Annotated in this window: 7 protein-coding genes; 1 reads left to right on the top strand and 6 read right to left on the bottom strand. The window is 41.8% G+C overall.

The window, feature by feature from the left end; all coding sequences use genetic code 11:
- Positions 1 to 8 precede the first annotated feature (8 nt).
- From MHUN_RS17115 to MHUN_RS17105, 5 genes are all read right to left on the bottom strand, one after another.
- Entirely contained in the window at positions 9 to 3,887 is a 3,879-nt protein-coding gene (locus MHUN_RS17115; protein ID WP_011447477.1) for a PKD domain-containing protein, read from the bottom strand.
- 527 nt (positions 3,888 to 4,414) lie between these two features.
- On the bottom strand, positions 4,415 to 7,702 hold the full coding sequence (locus tag MHUN_RS17110; protein ID WP_011447476.1) for a PKD domain-containing protein: 3,288 nt from the start codon (positions 7,700 to 7,702) through the stop codon (positions 4,415 to 4,417).
- A gap of 254 nt (positions 7,703 to 7,956) precedes the next feature.
- Positions 7,957 to 10,746 (bottom strand): PKD domain-containing protein, encoded by a 2,790-nt coding sequence (locus MHUN_RS02185; protein WP_011447475.1) that lies wholly within the window; start codon positions 10,744 to 10,746, stop codon positions 7,957 to 7,959.
- A gap of 147 nt (positions 10,747 to 10,893) precedes the next feature.
- Positions 10,894 to 13,617, bottom strand: a complete 2,724-nt coding sequence (locus MHUN_RS02180; protein ID WP_048067211.1) for a PKD domain-containing protein — start codon at positions 13,615 to 13,617, stop codon at positions 10,894 to 10,896.
- 515 nt (positions 13,618 to 14,132) lie between these two features.
- Complete coding sequence (locus tag MHUN_RS17105; protein ID WP_158498131.1) at positions 14,133 to 17,738, bottom strand: PKD domain-containing protein; 3,606 nt, start codon at positions 17,736 to 17,738, stop codon at positions 14,133 to 14,135.
- Between the two features lie 379 nt (positions 17,739 to 18,117).
- Between MHUN_RS17105 and MHUN_RS02170 the strand changes: the two genes are divergently transcribed.
- Positions 18,118 to 19,827 (top strand): ATP-binding protein, encoded by a 1,710-nt coding sequence (locus tag MHUN_RS02170; protein ID WP_239441559.1) that lies wholly within the window; start codon positions 18,118 to 18,120, stop codon positions 19,825 to 19,827.
- Positions 19,828 to 19,861: 34 nt separating this feature from the next.
- Here the strand turns inward: MHUN_RS02170 and MHUN_RS02165 are convergent, their stop codons facing one another.
- The gene (locus MHUN_RS02165) at positions 19,862 to 21,823 is read right to left on the bottom strand and encodes a PKD domain-containing protein (protein ID WP_083758380.1); all 1,962 of its coding nucleotides are present in this window, start codon (positions 21,821 to 21,823) and stop codon (positions 19,862 to 19,864) included.
- Positions 21,824 to 21,873: the final 50 nt, after the last annotated feature.

Raw genomic sequence — 21,873 nt, 5'->3', positions numbered from 1 at the left:
TACTCATCTTACTCACCACCAATCAGTATCCCGTCAGTGTTCATCTCGATGAGATAGCCGACTGTTGGATACATGAATTTGTCATCATCCACTCCCCTGATAATCGGATACTCCCACCGCTGGGTTAACGGATTGAACATGAGCGTCTTGTTCCAGGCTTCTCCCAGTGAGGCAAGGGCTACATTAGCAGGAGTTGGCTGCATGAACATGATTCCGATACCGTTCCAGCCTAGCTTCAGATCACGGGTAAAGATACCTCCCTTTGTGTAATCCGGAGTTATCACGATTGATCCTGGATCCTCCTTCCATACTCTGAGCGCTTCAAGTGGCTTAACCGGATAATCATCAGTCACATTCACCCATTCATTTGCAGCATTATTGAAGACTGCATAAGGAACTCCTCCGGTCTGGATACCCTTAAACAGTTTGCTGACGGTGTTGTAGTCATCTGTTACAGCCATGGGGACTGACACATGGTTCCATCCCTGTTCAATCGTAAACTGACTGCCGGTTCCGATTGTAATATAATTGTCTTTTGTGACGGAGTTGGAACCACCATTATTCTTCACCGTCAGGGTTACCGTGTAGATACCCGGAACAGTAAATGTAATCGTCGGATTCTGTTCAACTGATGTTGCAACTACCTTTCCTTCACGCAGAATCTGCCAGTTCCATTCATCAACAACACCGGTTGATTCATCAGTGAACTCCACCTGAACCGGGTAGAATTCGGATGATAACGGATCTGCAGAGAATGCTGCAACCGGTGCATCGTTCATAACCAGGTAATCAACGATCTTTGGAACGCCAACTCCCCGGCTGTCTCCTACATTCAGAATAACCTGGTATGTACCTGGTTTTTCATAGATGTGTACCGGGCTCTGAAGTGACGAGGTTGTATTATCGCCGAACTCCCATTGCCAGGATGTCGGTGTTCCACCGGTTGACTTATCGGTGAACTGAATCTGGTCACCTGCATAGGCAGATGCCGGAGCCATGGTGAAATCAGCAACTAAACCGGTGGAGATCGGATTACCAGTGACGGTTACCGATTTGGATATACTCGAGTCACCGTACTTGTCACTCACGGTCAGGGTCACATTATAGGTCCCTGGCAGGTAATAGACATGAGCAGGACTTTGCACTGATGAAGAGGTTGCATCACCAAAGCTCCACTGCCAGGATGCCGGAGATCCCAAAGATTCATCAATGAACTGAACCGTCTCTCCGGTAACTGGTGACGCAGGATTGAAGCTGAAGTCTGCAACCGGACCGGATATTACATTAATATAACTATCCTTGGTTGCGGTGTTGCTGACTCCCTCTGCATCGGTTACGGTCAGTTCAATCGTATACTTCCCGGTTTTGTCAAAGACCTTCTTCGGGTTCTGCTCAGTTGAGAATGCCTCACCATTTGCAGTCCATGCCCAGCTGACACCCTGCATAACAGACGTGTCAGTGAACTGCACTGATAGAGGAGCATTGCCCTGTGTCTTATCGGCTGTGAAATCAACATTGCCTTCACAGGCCTTGTCTTTCAGCTCAAAGGTCACATGAGCATACAGGTCATCAATGCCATCCTGGTTAAACCCATCAATCAGAGCTTTGACTGCAACTCCTGCATACAGGGAATCCTTGCCCTCTATCTTGAATAATTTGCTGTCATCAGTTGGCATGGTTGTCAGGACAAACCGGTCTCCCGTGTTTTCAGGTTCTCCAAGGCGAATATCAAAGTTATTGTTCGCTCCGGGTGCCTGGACAATCACATCATATTTACCGGTTGCTATGCTGCAGAGGTCAATGCCATTTGCCTGCAGAAGTCCCTTATTGAGTTCGAACTTGTATGTGCCATCGCAGTAAATGGGAGTTACTGTCATCAGATAATTCTTAAGACCGAACTGACTCTGGCCAAAGAGCCAGACCTGAAGCTGCTTGCAGGAGTTACCGCCTGAGCTTCCTTCAATCCAGATCTCCTGGACTCCACCCAGCTGACCACAGGGGTAGCCAGGACAACAACAGCGGGTTACATCATCCACCTCAGCGGTTATGTCAGGCTTGATGAGTGTAACATCAATGCTGGATACTGCTGCGCATTCCGGACAATTGAGAAGGCTGCATACTCCTTCCTCACATGCTACTCCGAAACAGTCACCAAATCCACATTCTCCGCCTCCGGCAGCATCACACTGACAGAACCGGCATCCTGGATCAACACTTGCCATCCAGATGGTATACTTGCCTTCACTAATCGGGACAGCCCCCGTGTCCCAGTTTGGTTCCACACGCCAGTAGTTGGCAATTCCATCCTTGGTGTCATAGACAACTGCTCTGACCGGATCATTGCTGTCAAGCGGGCTGAAGAGGTTGACACCACAGGGGTTCAGACCTGGACCGGTCAGCCAGATGTAGGTCATGTTGCTGTCAGAGTTTGTACCATCGATCCATATCTCATCACCCAGGTAGAACTCGGTCTTGGCAACGCCGGCCGGATCCTTTGTTGCACCGGTAATAGTCCCCTGAGGAACAGTAATGGTGGCAGTTGACTTCAGGTTATACAGGATATCCTGTGCCTGAATCGTGTAGGTGCCAGGACCGACTGTGGTATCAATCCAGAATGGAACAGTAACCTTTCCATCAGGTCCGGTTCTGACCTGTGCATAATAGCGAGTACCTTTCTCAAAGACATTCTTACCCTGTGACGGGAATGCATCTCCTGACGGTACAGCCTGACGGATGTTCATACCCTGGGTACAGCAATCCACAACAAGCCGTGTTCCAATCGGATATGGTCCGTCAATCGGATCAAGTTCGATGCCTTTCCCCATGAGAGCTGCTCGGTCTTCCCTAATAAACGGTGGCCGGTCACAGATCTTTCCGCTGATTTTCGGCGGACACTCATCATAAATGAAGATCTCATAGAGCGTATTTGGCATACCGGTTACCGTTGCGGTAAACTGGACATCTCTGCTCTTTCCGACCGGTGCAGATACATCAACCTTGATCTCACGTGCTGTCAGTTCCACTTTCTGTGAATCCCAGGTAAAGCCCTGACGCTGACGGTTCTTGAACATGTTGTTGACATTACAGACAGCGGTCACATCATAGGTTCCCAGCTTGTAGTTGTAATCAGTCTCAACACCAGTTCCTGCATCACGCCATCCGGTCATCCACCCGGTTGGATCTGCGGTTTCAGAGTTCAGGTTTTCAGGCCATACCCATGCTGCTGATGGATCAACTTCCAGATTAATTGTCGGTTTAATCTCAACATCACCGGAGTTTTTCCCGAGCGTCATTAATTTTAAAAGAGTTTCCCCAGTTGGATCTTTTGGATTGGTTTCATTAGGTGCTCGTACACCGATATTTACATATCCCTGACCGGGAGTGTAATCAAGACGACTGGTTATGTCATCGAGGTTCGTATCGGTGGTCATCTTGAACTGAAGAAGCGTACCCCTCTGGACCGAAGCGTTCGCTTTCATGTCAGTATTCAGATTCCAGATATCGAATGAAAGAACCGGTTCCTGAGTAATGAATGCCGGGACCGGATTTCCCTGCGGATCTAATACCGGTGTTTTCGCATCTCGTGCCTGGTACCAGACGTTCTCTTCTTTATCCGTGGGCATATTGAAGTCAGTCGGATCATTTATTTTTATGTGATCTGTCACATTTCTGACCACATCCAACGTTACAATATACCCGTTTCCACCCAGACAATTGGTGATATCCAGGTGTTCCTCACCAAAGTAGACAGTATGGTTTTGCCGGATCTGTTTGATAATCAGATTTTGATCAATATTATCAAAGGATTCAGCAGATACTATCGCAACGCATGTCATCAGGACGATGCATGTCGCCATTAGTAGATATCTGTTCATTTTCTCCCTCATCTGAAAACACCCCACGTTCAGGCAGATCTCATATCATCCCCGTACCAGAATGATACAGGTATGGCACTCACCGATCTGTCTATCACACCCCATGGTAGCTTCTGTGGCGTATTCAACTCCCATACGTAGATAATAAAAATCCTATATATTATTTCTAATATAAATATTTCCATAAGTATCTCAAAAATAAGGTTTTTCGAAATATATCCTATTTATATTACACATTGAAGCATCGAAAACTGCATCGAAGATATTTCACAAGATGATATATATTTTTTCCAATATATGTAGATAAATCGAAAAATCACGAATGCTTTCCTTGTGATTTCAAAGAGAAAAATTCACTGATGATTTTAATTCGGAAAGGTACTATTATCTTTCAGGTTTTTCAGATCGCTCTGATGCATGTATGCCGCGGAAATAAGGGGCTTTGAAATATTCTTAATTTGCTCTTATTTTCAGAGGTGCCACATGATGAGAAATTGCGGATAGTATAAAAATAAAAGTAAAAAAGAAATGAGGATCGATTAACGAATTCCAATGGGTTTTTTGGCAGTGTTTTCATAGCTGCCATTCGAGACGGTGAGAGAGACCTGATAGGTTCCTTCCTTAAGGTAGGTATGCTTCGGATTTCTCTCAGTTGAGGTCGATCCATCACCAAAGTCCCAGACCCAGCTTGTTATGCCAAAACCTGAAGAGAGGTCAGTGAACTGGACATTGGTTCCATTGGTTACTTCGGTTTTGAAATCCGCAACGACCGGGGTTGATGAACCCTGGACTGTGATGGTCTGGGTTGCAGAGTCACCACTGATTCCGGTTTCATCACTCACCGTGAGCATGACAGTATACACACCAGGGGCCATGTAGGTATACACCGGACTCTGGAGTGGTGAGGATGAACCATCACCAAAGTGCCACATCCAGGAGGTCGGGTTACCTGACGAGAGGTCAGTGAACTGAACTTCAGTTCCTACCGTTACATCTTTTGGTGCAAAGGCGAACTTTGCAGTCGGGCCTTTTGCTACCCGGATGTAATCGTTCTTTACTGCTTTACCCTTCTCATCACCATTGGTGGTAAGGCTGATTGTATACCGGCCTTCTTCAGTGAAGGTGTGTGTTGGGTTCTGTTCAGTGGAGGTTGTTCCATCTCCAAAGTTCCAGAGCCATGATGTTGCATTGTAACTCTTGTCAGTGAACCGGACGGTCAGCGGTTTGTTTCCGTAAGTCCGATCTGCATCAAAGTCAGTTCCAACCAGACAGGATTTGTCTGTGACGGTGAACTGGATGTGGACATAGTTGTCGTCAACGCTTGGATCGTCAAGGCCCTTGATGAGAGCATAGAGGACTTCAGTTCCGAGCTTGTACCCCGGTCCTTCTACCTGGACGAGTTTACGCCAGTCGTCGTCGTAGAACTTCTGGGAGTCTGGATCGGGAACAACTAAAGTTGTTGTATCCACATGAGTAAGGAAATCTTCATTTGGATTTTGTTCTCCAGGATTAATCTCTGAATAATTCTCTACCGGACCGATGTCTGGATGACCCATGATGATCCATTTTTTGTTCACTTCCACAGGTCTGGCCCATATTGAAGGATCAAGATCATCCTCATAGATGACATCATACTGATGATTATATCCTGCATCCTGAATGATCAGATCATAGGTACCTGAATCTATTCTGCACAATGGAATACCATAATATCCGAGAATATCTTTCACCACATCAAATACAAACGTCCCGTCACAATTGACAGGCACTTTTATGTTCATGAACTTCTCGTCGCCGATCTTTCCTTTGCCAAAGAGCCAGACATTCAGCTCTTTCTTCGGATTTCCGGTTGAAACTCCACTAACGTTGATAGGATGACTATCGATGGTGGTTCCACAGGGATATCCTGAGCAACAGCACCGCTCAATATCCTCAGTAATCGCGGTAAGTTCAGGAGCCTTCAGTTCGATAGTTGCAACGGCATACACATCACAGTTCGGGCAATCAAGGAGTGAACATACCTTTCCATCACATCCAGGACAAGTCTCCGGGTTTGTAAAGCACGGATGACCACCGCAATCAAGACAATTTGGACAGTTTGGCGGCCAGTTACTAATCGCCCATATGGTATAGGTCCCTGGATTCATAGGCAGGTATCTGGTCTCCCAGTACCGTGGCTTTCCAGTGGCATCATTGTTGGTAAATATCCAGTCAAATCCTTCGATGGGTGGAAGACTTACATCAATGACTTCAGGTCCATCTCCAATTGGTCCATGTGGATATGGAATCGGTATCAGGCCTCCACCACATTCAGGCTGACATGGACCGGTCATGTACAGATAGGTTCTCAGACTGTCGGTATTTGATCCAGCGATCTTGAGGGTATCACCAAGATATGCCTCAGTGATGGGTGCATTTGTTGTATCTGATGCCTGTGAGATCTGGATGGAAATATCACCCTTTTTAACAGTTAATTCAGTCTCCGCAAACAGGTGAATTCCATTACATTCGGGAGCACGTTTCTGAACATGGATCGTATATACAGGGTTATTATCCGCTTTCCAGACCGTATTATCCACTTTGATGTCTATCGTTGCTTTTCCAAGACAGTCAGTGGTAATACTTGCATAATAGAGCACACCGTCATGGTATACCTTTGGCACGACATCTCTGAAGGTTAGCCCATCACAACAGGACGGATAGACAATTTCTTTTCCTATGGTATATGGACCGCCTTCAGGATCAAACTGCAACGCAACATTAAGTGGATCATTCTCAAACCATGGCGGGCGGTCACAGATCTCACCGGTCATCTTAAGAGGACATTCCATGAGAGCGATGATGTACTCAGTCTGTGGTTTCCCCGTCACCGTGGCAGTTGCCGTTTCGGTTCTTAGAATGGTCCCAGGATTTACCGTAACACTCACGGTCTCTACAACCAGTTCCAGATTTGTTGTGGCTGATTTTGCCCCACCTATTGTTACGTAATTGTCTAATATGTGATTTGCCCAGCAGGTTGCCGATATGGCATATGTTCCCTGAGGTGAATACAAAAGACCGGTTTGTGGATCGATTGCATCGGTATCCCAAGTCTGCCACTGATGCTTGTTGGTCAGAATATTGATATCCTTGATACCTATTGCCGGATAATTCGGATTACAATCCGGACAGTTACACCCTCCGGCATCAGGACCGAGGAGGTAGTTGTAATCCTTTCCATTCGGTCCGATGACATTGATATCAAATATCGCGCTGTTCTGACCTCCAGGCCTGTTCTGAATCTTGTACAGGTTGGTCTTAATGTTAAAGTTCAGATTTGTTCCAAGGAAGACCTGCCCGGTCCGGTTTACATCAGGACATACATCATCAGCCGGAACGAGTTCAAGATGAGGTAACTCTACATAAAAAGCGACAACAGGGTATCCATTATAATAAATAGCCTGACCAGTAGTCTCATCACAGATATAAAAAGAACCCTCTGTGTATCGATTATTCATCATATACTCAGTCGGGTTGACATAATAGTTGGTCACACTCCCCGGAGCGATCGTGATATATTTATCTGCTGATGTATGTCCACCAGATTCAACATCATCCCCCCACCATCCGAGGAGATATACCGGGTTTCCAGTGTTTGGATCTATCAGCGCATTTGATATATCAAGCCCTTCTTCACCAATGAAAACCGTGGTATTCTGTTCTACAATCGGAACATTAATATTAATCCCTGCGGCCGATACTTGCGGTATAAGGAGAATGCCTATACCACAGAGCACCATGAGTGCGAACAGACCTTTCTTAAAATCGATTAATTTGTCTTTTTTCATCAACACCACTCCATCCATGAGATTTCTCTAACCTGAAAGAAATGACCGCCAATACCGATTGAAAAAATTCAAATCAGATTTGTCGTCGCTTCCTCCATCTCACCAAATTGATTGCTCAATAGCCCCCATTCTGTGATAATATACATCATATATTTAATGAAGAATATAAATATTTCTATTATTCTTTTTTAATACTGAAGAAAAAAAAAGATTATCACTTTTTTAAAAGAGAAAAAGAGAGATTGTAAAGATATTTATTGCCGTTTGAGAACATCGATCTGTTTTGTAACAGAATCTTTATTATAATCATTTTTAACAGTCAATTTCGCATAATATCTGCCGAGTTGAGAGTAGGTATGCTCGACTTCATCCCATGCTTCTGTGAACTGGTCGACTTTGCCATCGCCATACTCAAGAGTCCACTCGGTGATGAGCCCCTTCGAATTGTCCAAAAACCTCACGGTTCTCTCACCAATATCTTCCCATGAAAAGTCTGCAGAGACCTTTGGATCGATCAGTGTGATTTCCTTTGTGAATGACTGTGAACCGGCATTATTTCCAACCGTCAGAGTGACTGAAAATGTTCCATACGTGGTATACAGGTGTTCAGGGCTTTGTATTGATGAGCCCAGACCGTCACCAAAGGTCCATTTCCATGAGGTGATCTCTCCTTGGGATTTGTCAGTAAACTGCACCTGTTTCATCTGATTGGGGTTTATAGTAAATTCAAAGTCAGGAACCGGAGGACTGACCGATGGGACAAGGATGTCCTGAGTCTTGGTTGATTCTTTGTCATACTGATCCTTTACTGTCAGATTAACAGTATATGTTCCAGCAGATGCATACTGGTGTTTTGGACTCTTCTCTCCAGATGTTGAGTTATCCCCAAAGTCCCAGATACTTGTCAGCGGGGTTGCACCATAACTCTGATCGATGAACTGAATACTGAATGGTTCATTTGCAACCTTGGATATGGTAAAGTCTGCAACTGGATCATAATATTTTGCAGGAATGTCCCGTACAATAATATAATTGTATTTCCTTAACGGATTCTTCTGCTTTCCGTCTGTCCCTGTACCCTCAATTGTTAATGTAACATCATAAATTCCAGATTTATTATAAATGTGTTGAGGGTTTTTCTCTGTAGATGTTAAACCATCTCCAAAATCCCAAGAATAAGCGGTCCCATTAAAGGTTGATTGATCTGTAAATTGAACCGTTAATGGAACATAGCCTTCCTGCGGGGTAGCAATGAAGCTTAAAGCATCTTGTTTACAACGGATAGGTTCTAGGAAGAATGATGTTGTCACATATCGGTCCCTGACCCATGCCTCATCTAAAAGGGTTGTTAATTTATCAAAGGCTCGTTTACCAGTATATGAATTCGGACCTAAAACTGGAAATGCCTTTGTCCAGAAAAATGGATCTGACTTTACAACATACAGATTGTCTTTTGTGAGGTTAGACATTAAAAATGTATTCGGCTCTAAAGTGGAGATTTTTTTATAAAATGTTGAATTTTCTAATGTAACATCAAAAACTTGTTTTGACTGGTTTGTTTGTCCGGGTAGTTGAACAAGTAAATAATACTCTCCATTATCCAAATCACATAAATCTAACCCATTTGGCTTTAATAAATACTCATAAATATCTAATTGGAAGCTTCCATCTGCATCCAGGAAGGTCGTGAAATTATCAGTAAATAGATAATTCTTATCATATATTTGATTATTACCAAACATCCAAATCTGCATGGGAGTTCGTGAATCACCAAATATACCACTTAATGTAATATTGACCAAAGATGACGTAAACCCACATGGGTAACCAGGGCAACAACAGGGTTCAACCTTATCAATTGAATTAATATTCGTTGTTAATTCAGTAATTGTAAAATCTTTTTTGATAATTGGTGCCAAACAGGTGCAGGTAGGACAATCCAGTAATGCACAAACACCTTCTTCTCGTGTTTTACAAATTGATCCACATTCATTTGGACGATTGAAAAATTCTGTTACTAGATCATCGGGATTAATTGTCGATGCATATATCGTATATTTGCCAGGCTCAAGAATTGTTTCAGAAATATCCCATTTATATTCCCAAGTCCCATTCTTTCGATCAGTGAAGCCTACAATAAGAGGGTCATTAGAATTTACGGGTAAATTATTAACCTTTAATGACGTTCCACATTTCGGTAAGCCTTCACCAGTAATCCAAAGATAAATAGCATCGCTATCAAAATTTGTTCCATTCAATATAACTTTTTCACCTTTACCAGCTGAGTTAACGGGTATCAATTCAGGTGGTATACTATAATATGCCGAATAATCATAAAAAGAAAAGTCAAAACCACCAACAACAATATTTACCTTATAATCCTCAAAATCAATTTTCCGAACTGGACTTACTGGTTTTGGCAGATTTGGTTTACGATGAGCTGATGCTTTTTGAACATGAAAAGTATATTCACCGGGTTTCACGGAGGTTGAAAAATCCGGATATCTTAAGCCAATATTTATATCATGGTGCCATATTCCATCTGGTGTTAAATACCAATCTCCGGTATTGTATTGATCAGCCCATAATTCTACCATATAATGCGTACCATTCCATGGAACATCCCAGCATGTGCTATTTGATGGGTACGAGAGATTATTGGGAGATAATTCATAAAATTTTTCTCCTTTATCCTGTTCCGGCTCATAATATGCATCCCATGCCTGACCTGGTATTTTTGAATAAATAAAATCATCAATAATGTAGGGAGGTCTATCGCATACATCACCAGTCATTGTTTGAGGATTAATGATCAAACCAAAATAATATGATTCTGATGGCCGAACTGTTTCATTAACAATAACCGTAAAAGAATCATTCCCCCGCTTAACCGAATCAGGACCACTGATTGTCATTTCAGCTGATACAATATTAGAAAAAATGATTAAACAAAGTACAGAACACATCAGTACAACAATACCAAAACCCCATCGATTTTGTAGTTTAGAATTTCTTTCCTGAAATTCAAATGTTTTTTCAATCATTTTGAATTGCTCCCCCAATGAATATGTTTGATCATGGTCAGACCACAAAAACCAAACAATCAATAGATTATGCTATATAAAAAATAATATATAAATTTAACTAAATTTCCTCTGTAGCAATAATCAAAAAAGATGCAAAAAGGATTATTAAATGTAAACTACATACTCAAAAATATCCTTAGCATATCCATTGGATACTAGCAATTTTACATTGTAAATTCCTTTCGAACTATATAAATGAACAGGGTTGATCTCTGTTGAAGTAGTTCCATCCCCAAATGTCCATTCCCAGCTATTTATTCCAACTCCTTTTGAACCATCAAAAAATTGAACAAGGCGGGTTGATTGATCACCAATATATCGAAATGAAAACCATGCATCAATTATGGGAGATATTGCAGTAATATAATCAAGTTTTGTAATATTTGATGAATACGATGTCTTATTATATACCTCTAAGGTAACGTTGTATATTCCAGGTTTGAAAAAAGTGTGATTTGGACTTTGATCAAATGAAACATTTTTATCACTAAAATCCCATCTCCAACCTTTTGGATTGCCACTTGACTGGTCAATAAAATGAGCCTCAAAAGGTGCTACTCCTCTTGTGGATAATGCAGTAAAATTCGCAACTAACTGCCCATCATCCCCACCAGAAGGCTGCATGACTGTAACATTCACCAGACCATTTCCTTTTCCACTGACTCCATACTTATCCGTCACAGTAAGATTTACAGAATAATTACCAGGCGTCACATATTCCCAGACCGGATTCCTTTTCGTAGAAGTATTTCCTTCACCAAACTGCCAGAAATATTCATATGAACAGTCCTGTTTACAAGTCTGATCAATGAAGGATACTTTCAAGGGCGCGTATCCACTCACAGGAGCCATACTAAATGATACATTAGGAATCGGATAATCTGTCACGCGGATTAAACCAGTTTGATTAATTATGTCATTCCCATTCTTCGCATGAATCATCAAAGTAACATTAAATTCTCCAGTTTCATTGTACACATGAACCGGGTTCTGCTCAAATACCTTTGGAGTATTATCTCCAAAATACCACTCATAATTGATAGGTTCCTGTCCAATTGACTGATCAAAGAATGAAACCTCAAGAGGTCTCGACCCGATTCGGGGATAAGCATTAAATGCAGCTTTTGGAGTTGGTGCATTTTCCACAGTCACATTTCTGCTTTTCGATGCATAGTAAATCAGCCCATCCGAGTAAACCGTAAGATTTATCGGATATTCCCACACCATATTCGGATTTGGACTATATGGCTTGTACTGATACACATATGATAAATCAGTAGTCGTCCTTTTTGTTCCATTACCAAAGTCCCACTCAAAAACAGGGGATTCATTCAGACCGCTGCACTGAGATATCACCGTCACATTCAGAGGGTTATAACCCTTTGTCGGCGCGACGGCGAAATCAATGACTGGAGGAACAGGTTCAGTAACATTCACTAGAACATACGCCTGATCAGCACCATTTGATGCATTAAAGTATAACGTAACATTGTAGACTTTCGGCGTCTCAAAAGTTACCGTAGGATTCTGAACATCATACACATTCGGTTTTCCATCGTCGAAATTCCAGATATAATCAAATGGTTCTTTCCCTTCAGACTGATCAACAAAAGATACTTTCAGCGGGGCTGGTCCAGATTGTGGAACCGCTGCAAATCGTGCCCTGGGTGGAGCAGGTGTTTCAATAGTTACATTCTGGGTATTTTGCGCAGGATACGCAACCCCGTCAGAATACACGGTGTGACGAATAGTATAATTCCATGATTGAGATGGATTCACACCACCCGGATTATAGGTATACACGTACGAAGGTGTTGTGGTATTAACTACCATTCCATTTCCGAAGTCCCATTCATATATTGGTGATGCATTCAGCCCATAGGACCGTGAAATAACCGTAACATTCAATGGCTTCTCACCTTTTGTTGGAGCTACAGCCAGGTAAACCGGAGGAGGATAAACCGTGATCATGTCTCCAGCTAGACAAGATTTACTGTTCGAACCCTCATAAATTGTGAGATTAACAGAATAAATCCCTGGTTTCTTATAGGTATGAGTGGGATTCTGATTATATGAACTATGTAAATTCGTGGAATCAATACCGAGGAAATCAAAATCCCAATCCCAACTTGTTATTTCCCCAGATGAAAGATCAATAAAACTCACATTTAAGGGAGCAGTTCCAGCAACAGGTACTGCAGCAAAATTAGCAATAAGACCATTTCCATCCTCTGGAGCTCCAGTATACCCAGATAAGGAGGCAAGATTCCCCTGACTATTCCTCACGGTCAGATTTACCTGATAATAATCGGTATCAGTCATATTGACTGTAAAATTATCCCAACCTGACGTGTTTTGTGGTACACCAGAATTATCGGTTACCTTCCACCACCAATCGGTGATCTCTGCCATCGGAAACAGGAGTTCTTCAGAAGTGTCATTAAACCGGATTGTCCCTATCGGATTAGTTGCTGTTTTGTTTCGGAAATCAGCGGTTACCGAATATGATGGTCTAATCCATTTCCTACCATCTATAACCTGGTACACATCAGTTCCATTATAACTGACAGATGTGGCGTTTGTTAACGTAAGATTTACAATAATCGAAGTTTCATTTAAAAACGGACCGAATACTGGATTTGGAATATATGAATCACGTGATCCACTATATGCAGTTGGTTCTGTTACCGTAATATTCCAATGTCTCGTATTAACTGAATCACCGGCACTTGCAGTCGTGGTATCAAACAGATATAAAAAATCTCCATATGCCAGATTATCCTGAGAGAAATTATCTGATACAACCAGAGTCATATTTGCCTGGTTCATCCCATAAAAAGACGGGTACAATAGTGCTGTCCCAGGTTGGACCAAAACTAAAGACATTAAAAAGGTTAGAAGACATACTAACCATTTTACCAAATAGGTCTTGGAAAATATTTTTTCGATGTTACTCTCTATCATTATAACCCCACCAAATAACCATCATTCCCTTGATCAGGATAATAGTATTAATTATTGAATAGGTTATATAGATTATGGGTTATAAAGATATATGAAATATTAACTATTTTTTTCTTTTAATTTTAAAAAACGATTGAGGAATCTTTTTCTTAAATCTGAGTACAAAACAATATATTAACAAGATAAATTTTTTTCCTCTATTCGTTCTATAATGACAACTCAATCTATATCATTATTGGTAATTTAAAAGAACACAACCCAAATACAAGTGGAATATTCAACGATGCGCTTGCCTTAATCCCATTTTAAATCATATTTTAAGAAAAAAAGCATGAAAATTATTTTTTGAGTTTATCATAAAATAATCCAAGATGAAAAAATTATTTGACGATTACCCCATCGCTCCATACACCATACCCCCCGGTCTTTCCATTATATGCACGAAGTGTTACGGTGTAAATTCCAGGTGACTGGTACTCATGATATGGATTTTGATCGTATGATTTTTCACCATCGCCAAATTGCCAGAGCCAGGACGTAGGGGTACCAATGGATTCATCAATAAACTGCACGCCCAGAGGAGCTGATCCAGTTGAAGGTGCCCCTCTGAAGAATACATGGATCTGATCAGGTATTGGTTCGCTATATGTGTAGATATTATGATCATCAGAAATATTTGTAAATGTCCAGAATTCTGAAAGATTCTGTTCGACTGAATCAATTAAAATCTGTTTCATTTCTGCCCCCGGTTTTGCCTGAGTAATATATGTACAATTCGTTCCTTCCTGGTATGCTGAAATACCTGGAGGATACACGATACTCCAACGGTTTGCCGAAGCATTCACTAATTTCTGTCCAGGTATTCTCTCGAAATTGACCGAAATGGTATGATTAGTACTGATATTCCTGAATTCATACCATCCGACTGGCCCAACACTTGCCTGATCAACAAGAACATCACCGACCTGATAACCGGTATCCGAAATCATGGAAAATCTCTGATTTCCACCGGCAGGGATAATTATTAACCCTGAGGGATCTATTCGCCCGTTTGGTCCGGAACTTGCGTTAATTGAATAATGTGAGGGAGGTCCAGAAACCGAAATATAATCTGGTGCTGTGAGGGTGTCAGTTCCTGCTGTATTCGATACGGTTAGATTGACGGTAAACTGCCCTGGTCCTGCATAGGTGTGCATTGGGTGTTGCATCGTAGATGAAAGCCCATCGCCAAAGTTCCAGTTCCATGTAGTAGGATTACCAGTTGAGGAATCTGTGAACTGAACCGATAATGGGGCAACACCGCTACGGGGACTGCCAGTAAAACTCGCTACAGGTGGAACAACAGAACTTGACACGTTGATATAACCAGGAGCAGTCGTAACATTGGAACCGCCACTGTTCGAGACATTCAGACTCACCGTATACAGACCAGCTCCGGAATATGTGTGGCTTGGATGCTGATCGGTAGAAAGACCACCGTCGCCAAAACTCCAGGTCCAGTTGGTTGGTCCGCCAGTGGATGTATCAGTAAATTGAACCGATAACGGGGCAACACCGCTACGGGGACTGCCAGTAAAACTCGCTACAGGTGGAACAACAGAACTTGTCACGTTGATATAACCAGGAGCAGTCGTAACATTGGAACCGCCACTGTTCGAGACATTCAGACTCACCGTATACAGACCAGCTCCAGAATATGTGTGACTTGGATGCTGATCGGTAGAAAGACCACCATCGCCAAAACTCCAGCTCCATGATGTCGGACCGCCAGTGGATGTATCAGCAAACTGAACAAACAGCGGGGCCACACCAGTACGTGGAATTCCAATGAAACTTGCTACCGGAGGAACGGGTGGCAGCACTTGAAACTGAACATTATCATTACTATACTGACCAAAGCGGTTCACACTGACATTCCACATCCCTGTTGCAGTACCAGATGGAATATCAAAAAATCCAGTCAGATTGCTTCCTGACAGATTACCAAATGTAGTGATATTACTATAACCACTCATGGTAAGGTTGACTATCGAGCCTTCACTGAAATAATTACCAGTAAGATTAAATCCTACATTCATTCCAGCCTTTGTAAAATTCGGATAGATACCTGTCACGAATGGATTCGGAAGAGGAGATGTTGCATTAATATAACCCGCTTTTGACGTCAGGTTAGAGCCAGCAGAGTTTGCGACGGAGAGGGTTACGGTATACAGGCCGGGTGTTTCATAGGTATGAATCGGGTTTCGGATTGTAGTATTTGCACCATCTCCAAATGTCCAGTAAAACGACGTTGGATTTCCGGTAGATGTATCATTAAACTGGACACAGAGGGGGATGTCTCCAGATGTGACGTTTGAGGTAAAGCTGGCAACAGGAGGCAATGGGACCGGATTTGTTACATTGATATAACCTGGTGCAACTCTTGTATCTGAACCACCGGCATTCGAAGCAGTCAGGTTTACGGTATACAAACCTGCAGTGGTATACGTGTGAACCGGATTCTGGCTTGATGAAGTATTTCCTTCACCAAAGTTCCATAGCCAGGACGTGGGACTGCCTGTTGACGTATCGGTGAACTGGACAGTAAGAGGAACAAGACCTGTTGTCACATTCGAGGTGAAATTGGCTACAGGAGGAGGTGTTATAGTATTGGTATACCCCTTAATGCATATGCTGGTATTTACAAAACCAGGAATTGTTACTATATCAGTCCAGGAATTTCCATCTGAACTGACATATCCTTCACCCGGATTTGCAGACCATGTATTACCAATAGGCCCAGAAGCAGGATTCTCGACTGCAAGTGGATATCCATAACTTGGATTTGTCAAGTGAACAACAATTGAAAAGATATCACCAACGGAAAGGAAAACTGGTGTATCAAGACTAATTGTATGATACCCACTCATCGGTATTGTCCCAGTCTTCTGTGAAAGAATGGTCGAACCAACTGGCCCTCCTGCTGTTGGATTTTTATAAACACGAACATCGTAGGTAGCAGAGACATCATTTGTATAAAAACCAACTGCGGTAAGGTTTTCATCTGCCGTCGCAGTAAAAATATTTCCGCCCCAGATGCTTGTTGAGGGAATGCCAATATACGATGAAGTCCCAGCAGGATCATACTGATAAATACCCGAATAATCATTCACATCCGAACCAAAGATATGGGCATTGTATTTCCCAATTGTCGGATCATGATACGATATCCATCCATATCCCTGATCACCCCAGCTGGTACCCCAACTGTTTCTAAGCAGAAATGCACCATCACCAGGCGCAGGAGTGGTGAAATTATTCCTGTTGTAATTATCATCCCAACCTACCAGATTAATACAATGGTTGGAACCTGAACATGTCGGACAGTAATATGATTTATGGGTGAAATTATACGACGCGGGATTCCAGTAAAACGAACTAATCAAAGCACCATTGTTTACAATTGAACTCTTAATTGTCTCCAGATCTGAAGCGTTAGCCATACCTGGAATCCAGTAAATTTCCTGAACATGTTTCGTTATAGGACCTGAAGGGGAAGTATAATTCCATGTGTCAACAGGATACGGGTCGGTCGTCTCATTCACCGGCCCCATCCAGGCGACAAGATAACCTCCGGATTTAAGATAATTCCCTCCGGTATTAGGACCAGTGAGCCAGAGATTGCGATTGACTACATGTTTTTCAGAAAAATCGTAAGTCTGATTTGGTTTCAGTGAAGACTCAAGTGATGCAAGTGATCCAAATGCCCAGCAGGTACCCCAGGGATTCTGATTTTTAATTGGTGTTAATTTATCAAAGGTTCTGAGATCATACGATGAAGGATACAAATCCTGAACATTTGAATCAAAGGGACGTTTCCCAATCAGATGATCAAATGAAATCACCGGAGGTTCATAGCCAAGTGCAAATTCACCGGTCTCATTTAAAGCATTAACCCTTTCCAAATACTTCAGGTATTCTGGATTAATTGGAGCTGATGATGCCACAGGAACATCTGCCGCATTTTCTTCCCCATAACAGGATAATGTTATGCTAATAAGTACAAAAAGTACCAATAAAATGTTTTTAAGTTTGAAAAAATTCCCCATCATTTCATTACTCCCCCTTGAATAAATATAGATTAATGAGTTTTTTAATATACTATCTAATAAATATATCGATGAAAATGATTTTCTTGCAAAACTATAAAAAATAGGAATAATACAAGAGATAATAGAAATAATGAGGCAGAATTATTCCAATCTCACTAACCTACCGGCAAATTATAAATGAATTGAGACAAAAAGAGCTGCATGGATCCAGACCAGGAACTCACATAGATATACATTTGATGAAAACATGAAACAAAAAATCCCTTACGGTGTGATGAATTATGCAGAAATTATTAATGGCTCCTATTACTTTATCGATAAAACTAAATATATATATGACCTTGAAAGCGTTAACAACCCGGTTTTTTTAAGACCACGAAGATTTGGAAAATCCCTACTCTGCTCAATGCTTCACTATTATTATGATAAAAAGGAAGCAGGGCGTTTCCAAACACTTTTTGGTCACACATGGATTGGAAAAAACCCGACTTATACCCACAATACATTCATTGTCCTCAAATATGATTTTTCAACGATTCCAATCTCAAAAAATTTTTCTGAAATTGAGCATAATTTTAATCGATATTGCAATGAACTCCTCATCAGTGTCCAGTCTGCTTATGAAGATATATTAAAAGACTTTCCACCGGTTCAACCTGAAGGAAACGCCTCCACCAATTTATCTGTATGGTTGGATAAAATAGCCATTACGCATTCAATCCAGGTGTATGTTATTATTGATGAATATGACAATTTCGTAAATCAGCTCATTACGACTCACCAGGACCATCTGTATCGGGAGATAACCTCCGGAGACAGTTTTTTTAGAACATTCTTTAAAGTACTAAAAGCGGGCAGGCAAACGGGAGCTATTTCCAATGTTTTTATCACCGGAGTTCTTCCGATTACCATCGATGACCTGACTTCCAGTTACAATATTGGAAAATTTATCACCTTATCTCCAACCTTTGAACATATGCTTGGATTTACCAAGGAAGAGGTAAATCATCTCCTTGACAGGATATTTCACGATTATTCCCTTCCTTCTGATTCGCGAGATCAGGTAGAAGAGACAATAAAAAACCAATATAACGGATATACCTTTGTGAATCCCGAAGGAGAAAAATTGTATAATCCTACCATGCTCATGTATTTTCTAGATCTCCTATGTGAGCAACAGAAGATCCCAATAGACCTTATCGATTTGAACCTCCGAACTGATTTATCCTGGGTAAAAAGAATTACTGGTAGTAACCCGAAAACGACCGGGGAATTTGTCCATGAACTGACGGTGCAGGACACTATCCAGTATAACAGAAATCTCCTCGTATCTAAGTTTAATATGAGTCAGTTCTTTGAACGGAACTTTTACCCGATCTCATTCTTTTATCTTGGAATGCTGACAAAAAAAGATGAATTCAGATTAGAATTGCCTAATCTTTCAATGCGGGCCATCATGGTTGAATATTTCAATGAGATAAACCATATGGATATAACAACAGATTATGGAGCAGTGCAGGAGGAGTTTGGAAGGAATCCGGATCTTCACATGCTCTTTTCCAAATACTGGGAACTCTATATTAAGAAACTTCCCGAAGCAATATTTACCCAGGTGAATGAAAATTTTTACCGGACAACTTTTTATTCGTTCTGCAGCCAGATCCTCTTTTCATGGTTTACCTGGAATATTGAGCGTTCATATCCACAGGGAAGAACAGATCTCGAATTCGTAGGGAAATATCATGAGCGGTTTGCTGGCCTCAGATGGATTATTGAATTCAAATACTATTCCAATACTGAATGGAAAAAACTGAAAATCCCACTAGAAACATTGGATCTTCAGGAACAGGATACATCGCAGATCCTTAGATATGGAGAAAACCTGAAACAGGAATATCCACAAGCCAGAATTCAGATGTTTATTCTATACTGCATAGGCAACATTGGTTTTCGTATATTTGAAATTACAAAACAGCATTCGTGAAGAATTTTCTAAAACGGACCGATAAAATATAAGATTAAGAATTTACCTGGATACAATCATTACATACTCCATATCCACCGGTCTGACTGTTATAAGCCCGGAGAGAGACCGTGTATGTTCCTGGAATGGTGTAGGTATGGGTCAAATTCTGTAACGGAGAGCTCGTTCCATCACCTAACTGCCAGTACCAAGATGAAGGTCCTCCTATAGAAGTATCATTGAACTCGACTGTTAGAGGAACACTTCCGGATTGTGGAGAGATAGTAAATATCACATGAATTTGGCCAGGTACAGGCGTTCCAGTTGTATTAATCGAATGGGTATCATTGATATCAGTAAAGGTGTAATGTGAGATGTTCCCCTGTGAAACCTCATCCACCTGAACATCTTCAAGGATGGCACCAGGTTTTCCCTGAGTCAGATACAGTGCATTCGTTCCTTCAACATATGATTTTGTCCCATACGGATGGACAAGCGACCAAGGATCAGACGAAGCGGAAATGGAATGCATTGGAGAGACCAATGTAACCCAGATATCACTCCAGCCATGATTTCCAGAAACATCACCGTCATTTGATTCTGAATCACCTCCAATAAAATATCTGCCATCAGTATTTTGAACTACTCTATATGCACCATCATAGTCTGATCCACCAAGGCATTGCTGCCAGATCAGATTACCGGAATTATCAAGTTTTACTACCCAATAGTCAGCATATCCGTGATTTCCAGAGACATCGCCATCATCTGACCAGGAATATCCGGCAAGCAGATATCCGCCATCTGAAGTCTCAATGACTGAATATGCATGATCATCATCTGATCCACCTAGACTCTTCTGCCAGATCAGATTACCGGATTTATCAATCTTTATTACCCAATAATCACTGTTGCCATGATTTTCGGAGACATCGCCGTCATTGGAATACGAATATCCTGCAATCAGGTATCCCCCGTCAGATGTCTCAATAACTGAATGTGCATACTCAAAATCCGAACCACCCAGACATTTCTGCCAGATCAGATTACCGGATTTATCAATCTTTATTACCCAATAATCACTGTTGCCATGATTTTCGGAGACATCGCCATCAGTGGAATACGAATATCCTGCAACCAGGTATCCCCCGTCAGATGTCTCAATGACTGAATATGCATGATCGTATTCGGAACCACCAAAACACTTCTGCCAGATCAGATTGCCGAGGTTATCGATTTTAACAATCCAATAATCAGACAACCCATGATTGCCTGAAACATCCCCATCATCTGACCAGGTGTATCCGGCAAGAAGATACCCGCCATCAGTAGTCTCAATGACCGAACGAGAACTCTCATCATCTGTTCCACCAAGGCATTTCTGCCAAACCAGATTACCTGAGGAATCGGTTTTCAGAGCCCACATGTCTGACCAGCCATGATTGCCGGAGACATCACCATCATTTGAATCCGTAAATCCGGTCACTAAATATCCGCCACCAGAAGTCTGAATGGTAGAACGTGCGCTGTCAAAATCAGTACCGCCCAGACATTTCTGCCAGAGAAGGTTGCCGGCAGGACCCAGTTTCACAATCCAGGCATCATCCCATCCATGGTTTCCAGTGACATCCCCATCTGTTGAATATGTATACCCTCCAATTAGATATCCCCCATCATTTGTATGAAGAACGGACCAGATCCCTTCATCATCTGATCCTCCTACTGATCTCTGCCAGTTCCGCTCTACAACCGGGATTCCGGCAGTGGAAAAGAGTGAAGTATTTTCTTGCCGGGTTTCCATTCTTGGACCATAATTACTCATTTCAGACGGTATCTTCTCTCGGGAGTAATTTACATCCCTGTCTTCCAAAAAGAGCGAACTTTTTACTCCTGAATTAAACATCTTATGATGCAGGTCAGGCTGTTCTTCAGCCATAACAGGAATGAGCCCTCCCAGAAGGAGTACTAAACCCACACAGATTATTGTCTTTATTAGTCCTGAATGTAGCCCATCCATACATTTTCTTCTATGTATAACATTATTATATTATCTATCACATATCGAGA

The organism is Methanospirillum hungatei JF-1 (assembly GCF_000013445.1).
GTDB classification, from domain to species: domain Archaea; phylum Halobacteriota; class Methanomicrobia; order Methanomicrobiales; family Methanospirillaceae; genus Methanospirillum; species Methanospirillum hungatei.
This window is presented reverse-complemented; position numbering and strand designations above follow the sequence as displayed.

Bases quoted from the DNA above. Each gene is read 5' to 3' on its own strand.
- MHUN_RS02170 (WP_239441559.1), top strand. From the start codon at position 18,118: ATGAATTATGCAGAAATTATTAATGGCTCCTATTACTTTATCGATAAA.
- MHUN_RS17110 (WP_011447476.1), bottom strand. From the start codon at position 7,702: ATGAAAAAAGACAAATTAATCGATTTTAAGAAAGGTCTGTTCGCACTC.
- MHUN_RS02185 (WP_011447475.1), bottom strand. From the start codon at position 10,746: ATGATTGAAAAAACATTTGAATTTCAGGAAAGAAATTCTAAACTACAA.
- MHUN_RS02165 (WP_083758380.1), bottom strand. From the start codon at position 21,823: ATGGATGGGCTACATTCAGGACTAATAAAGACAATAATCTGTGTGGGT.
- MHUN_RS17115 (WP_011447477.1), bottom strand. From the start codon at position 3,887: ATGAGGGAGAAAATGAACAGATATCTACTAATGGCGACATGCATCGTC.
- MHUN_RS02180 (WP_048067211.1), bottom strand. From the start codon at position 13,617: ATGAACCAGGCAAATATGACTCTGGTTGTATCAGATAATTTCTCTCAG.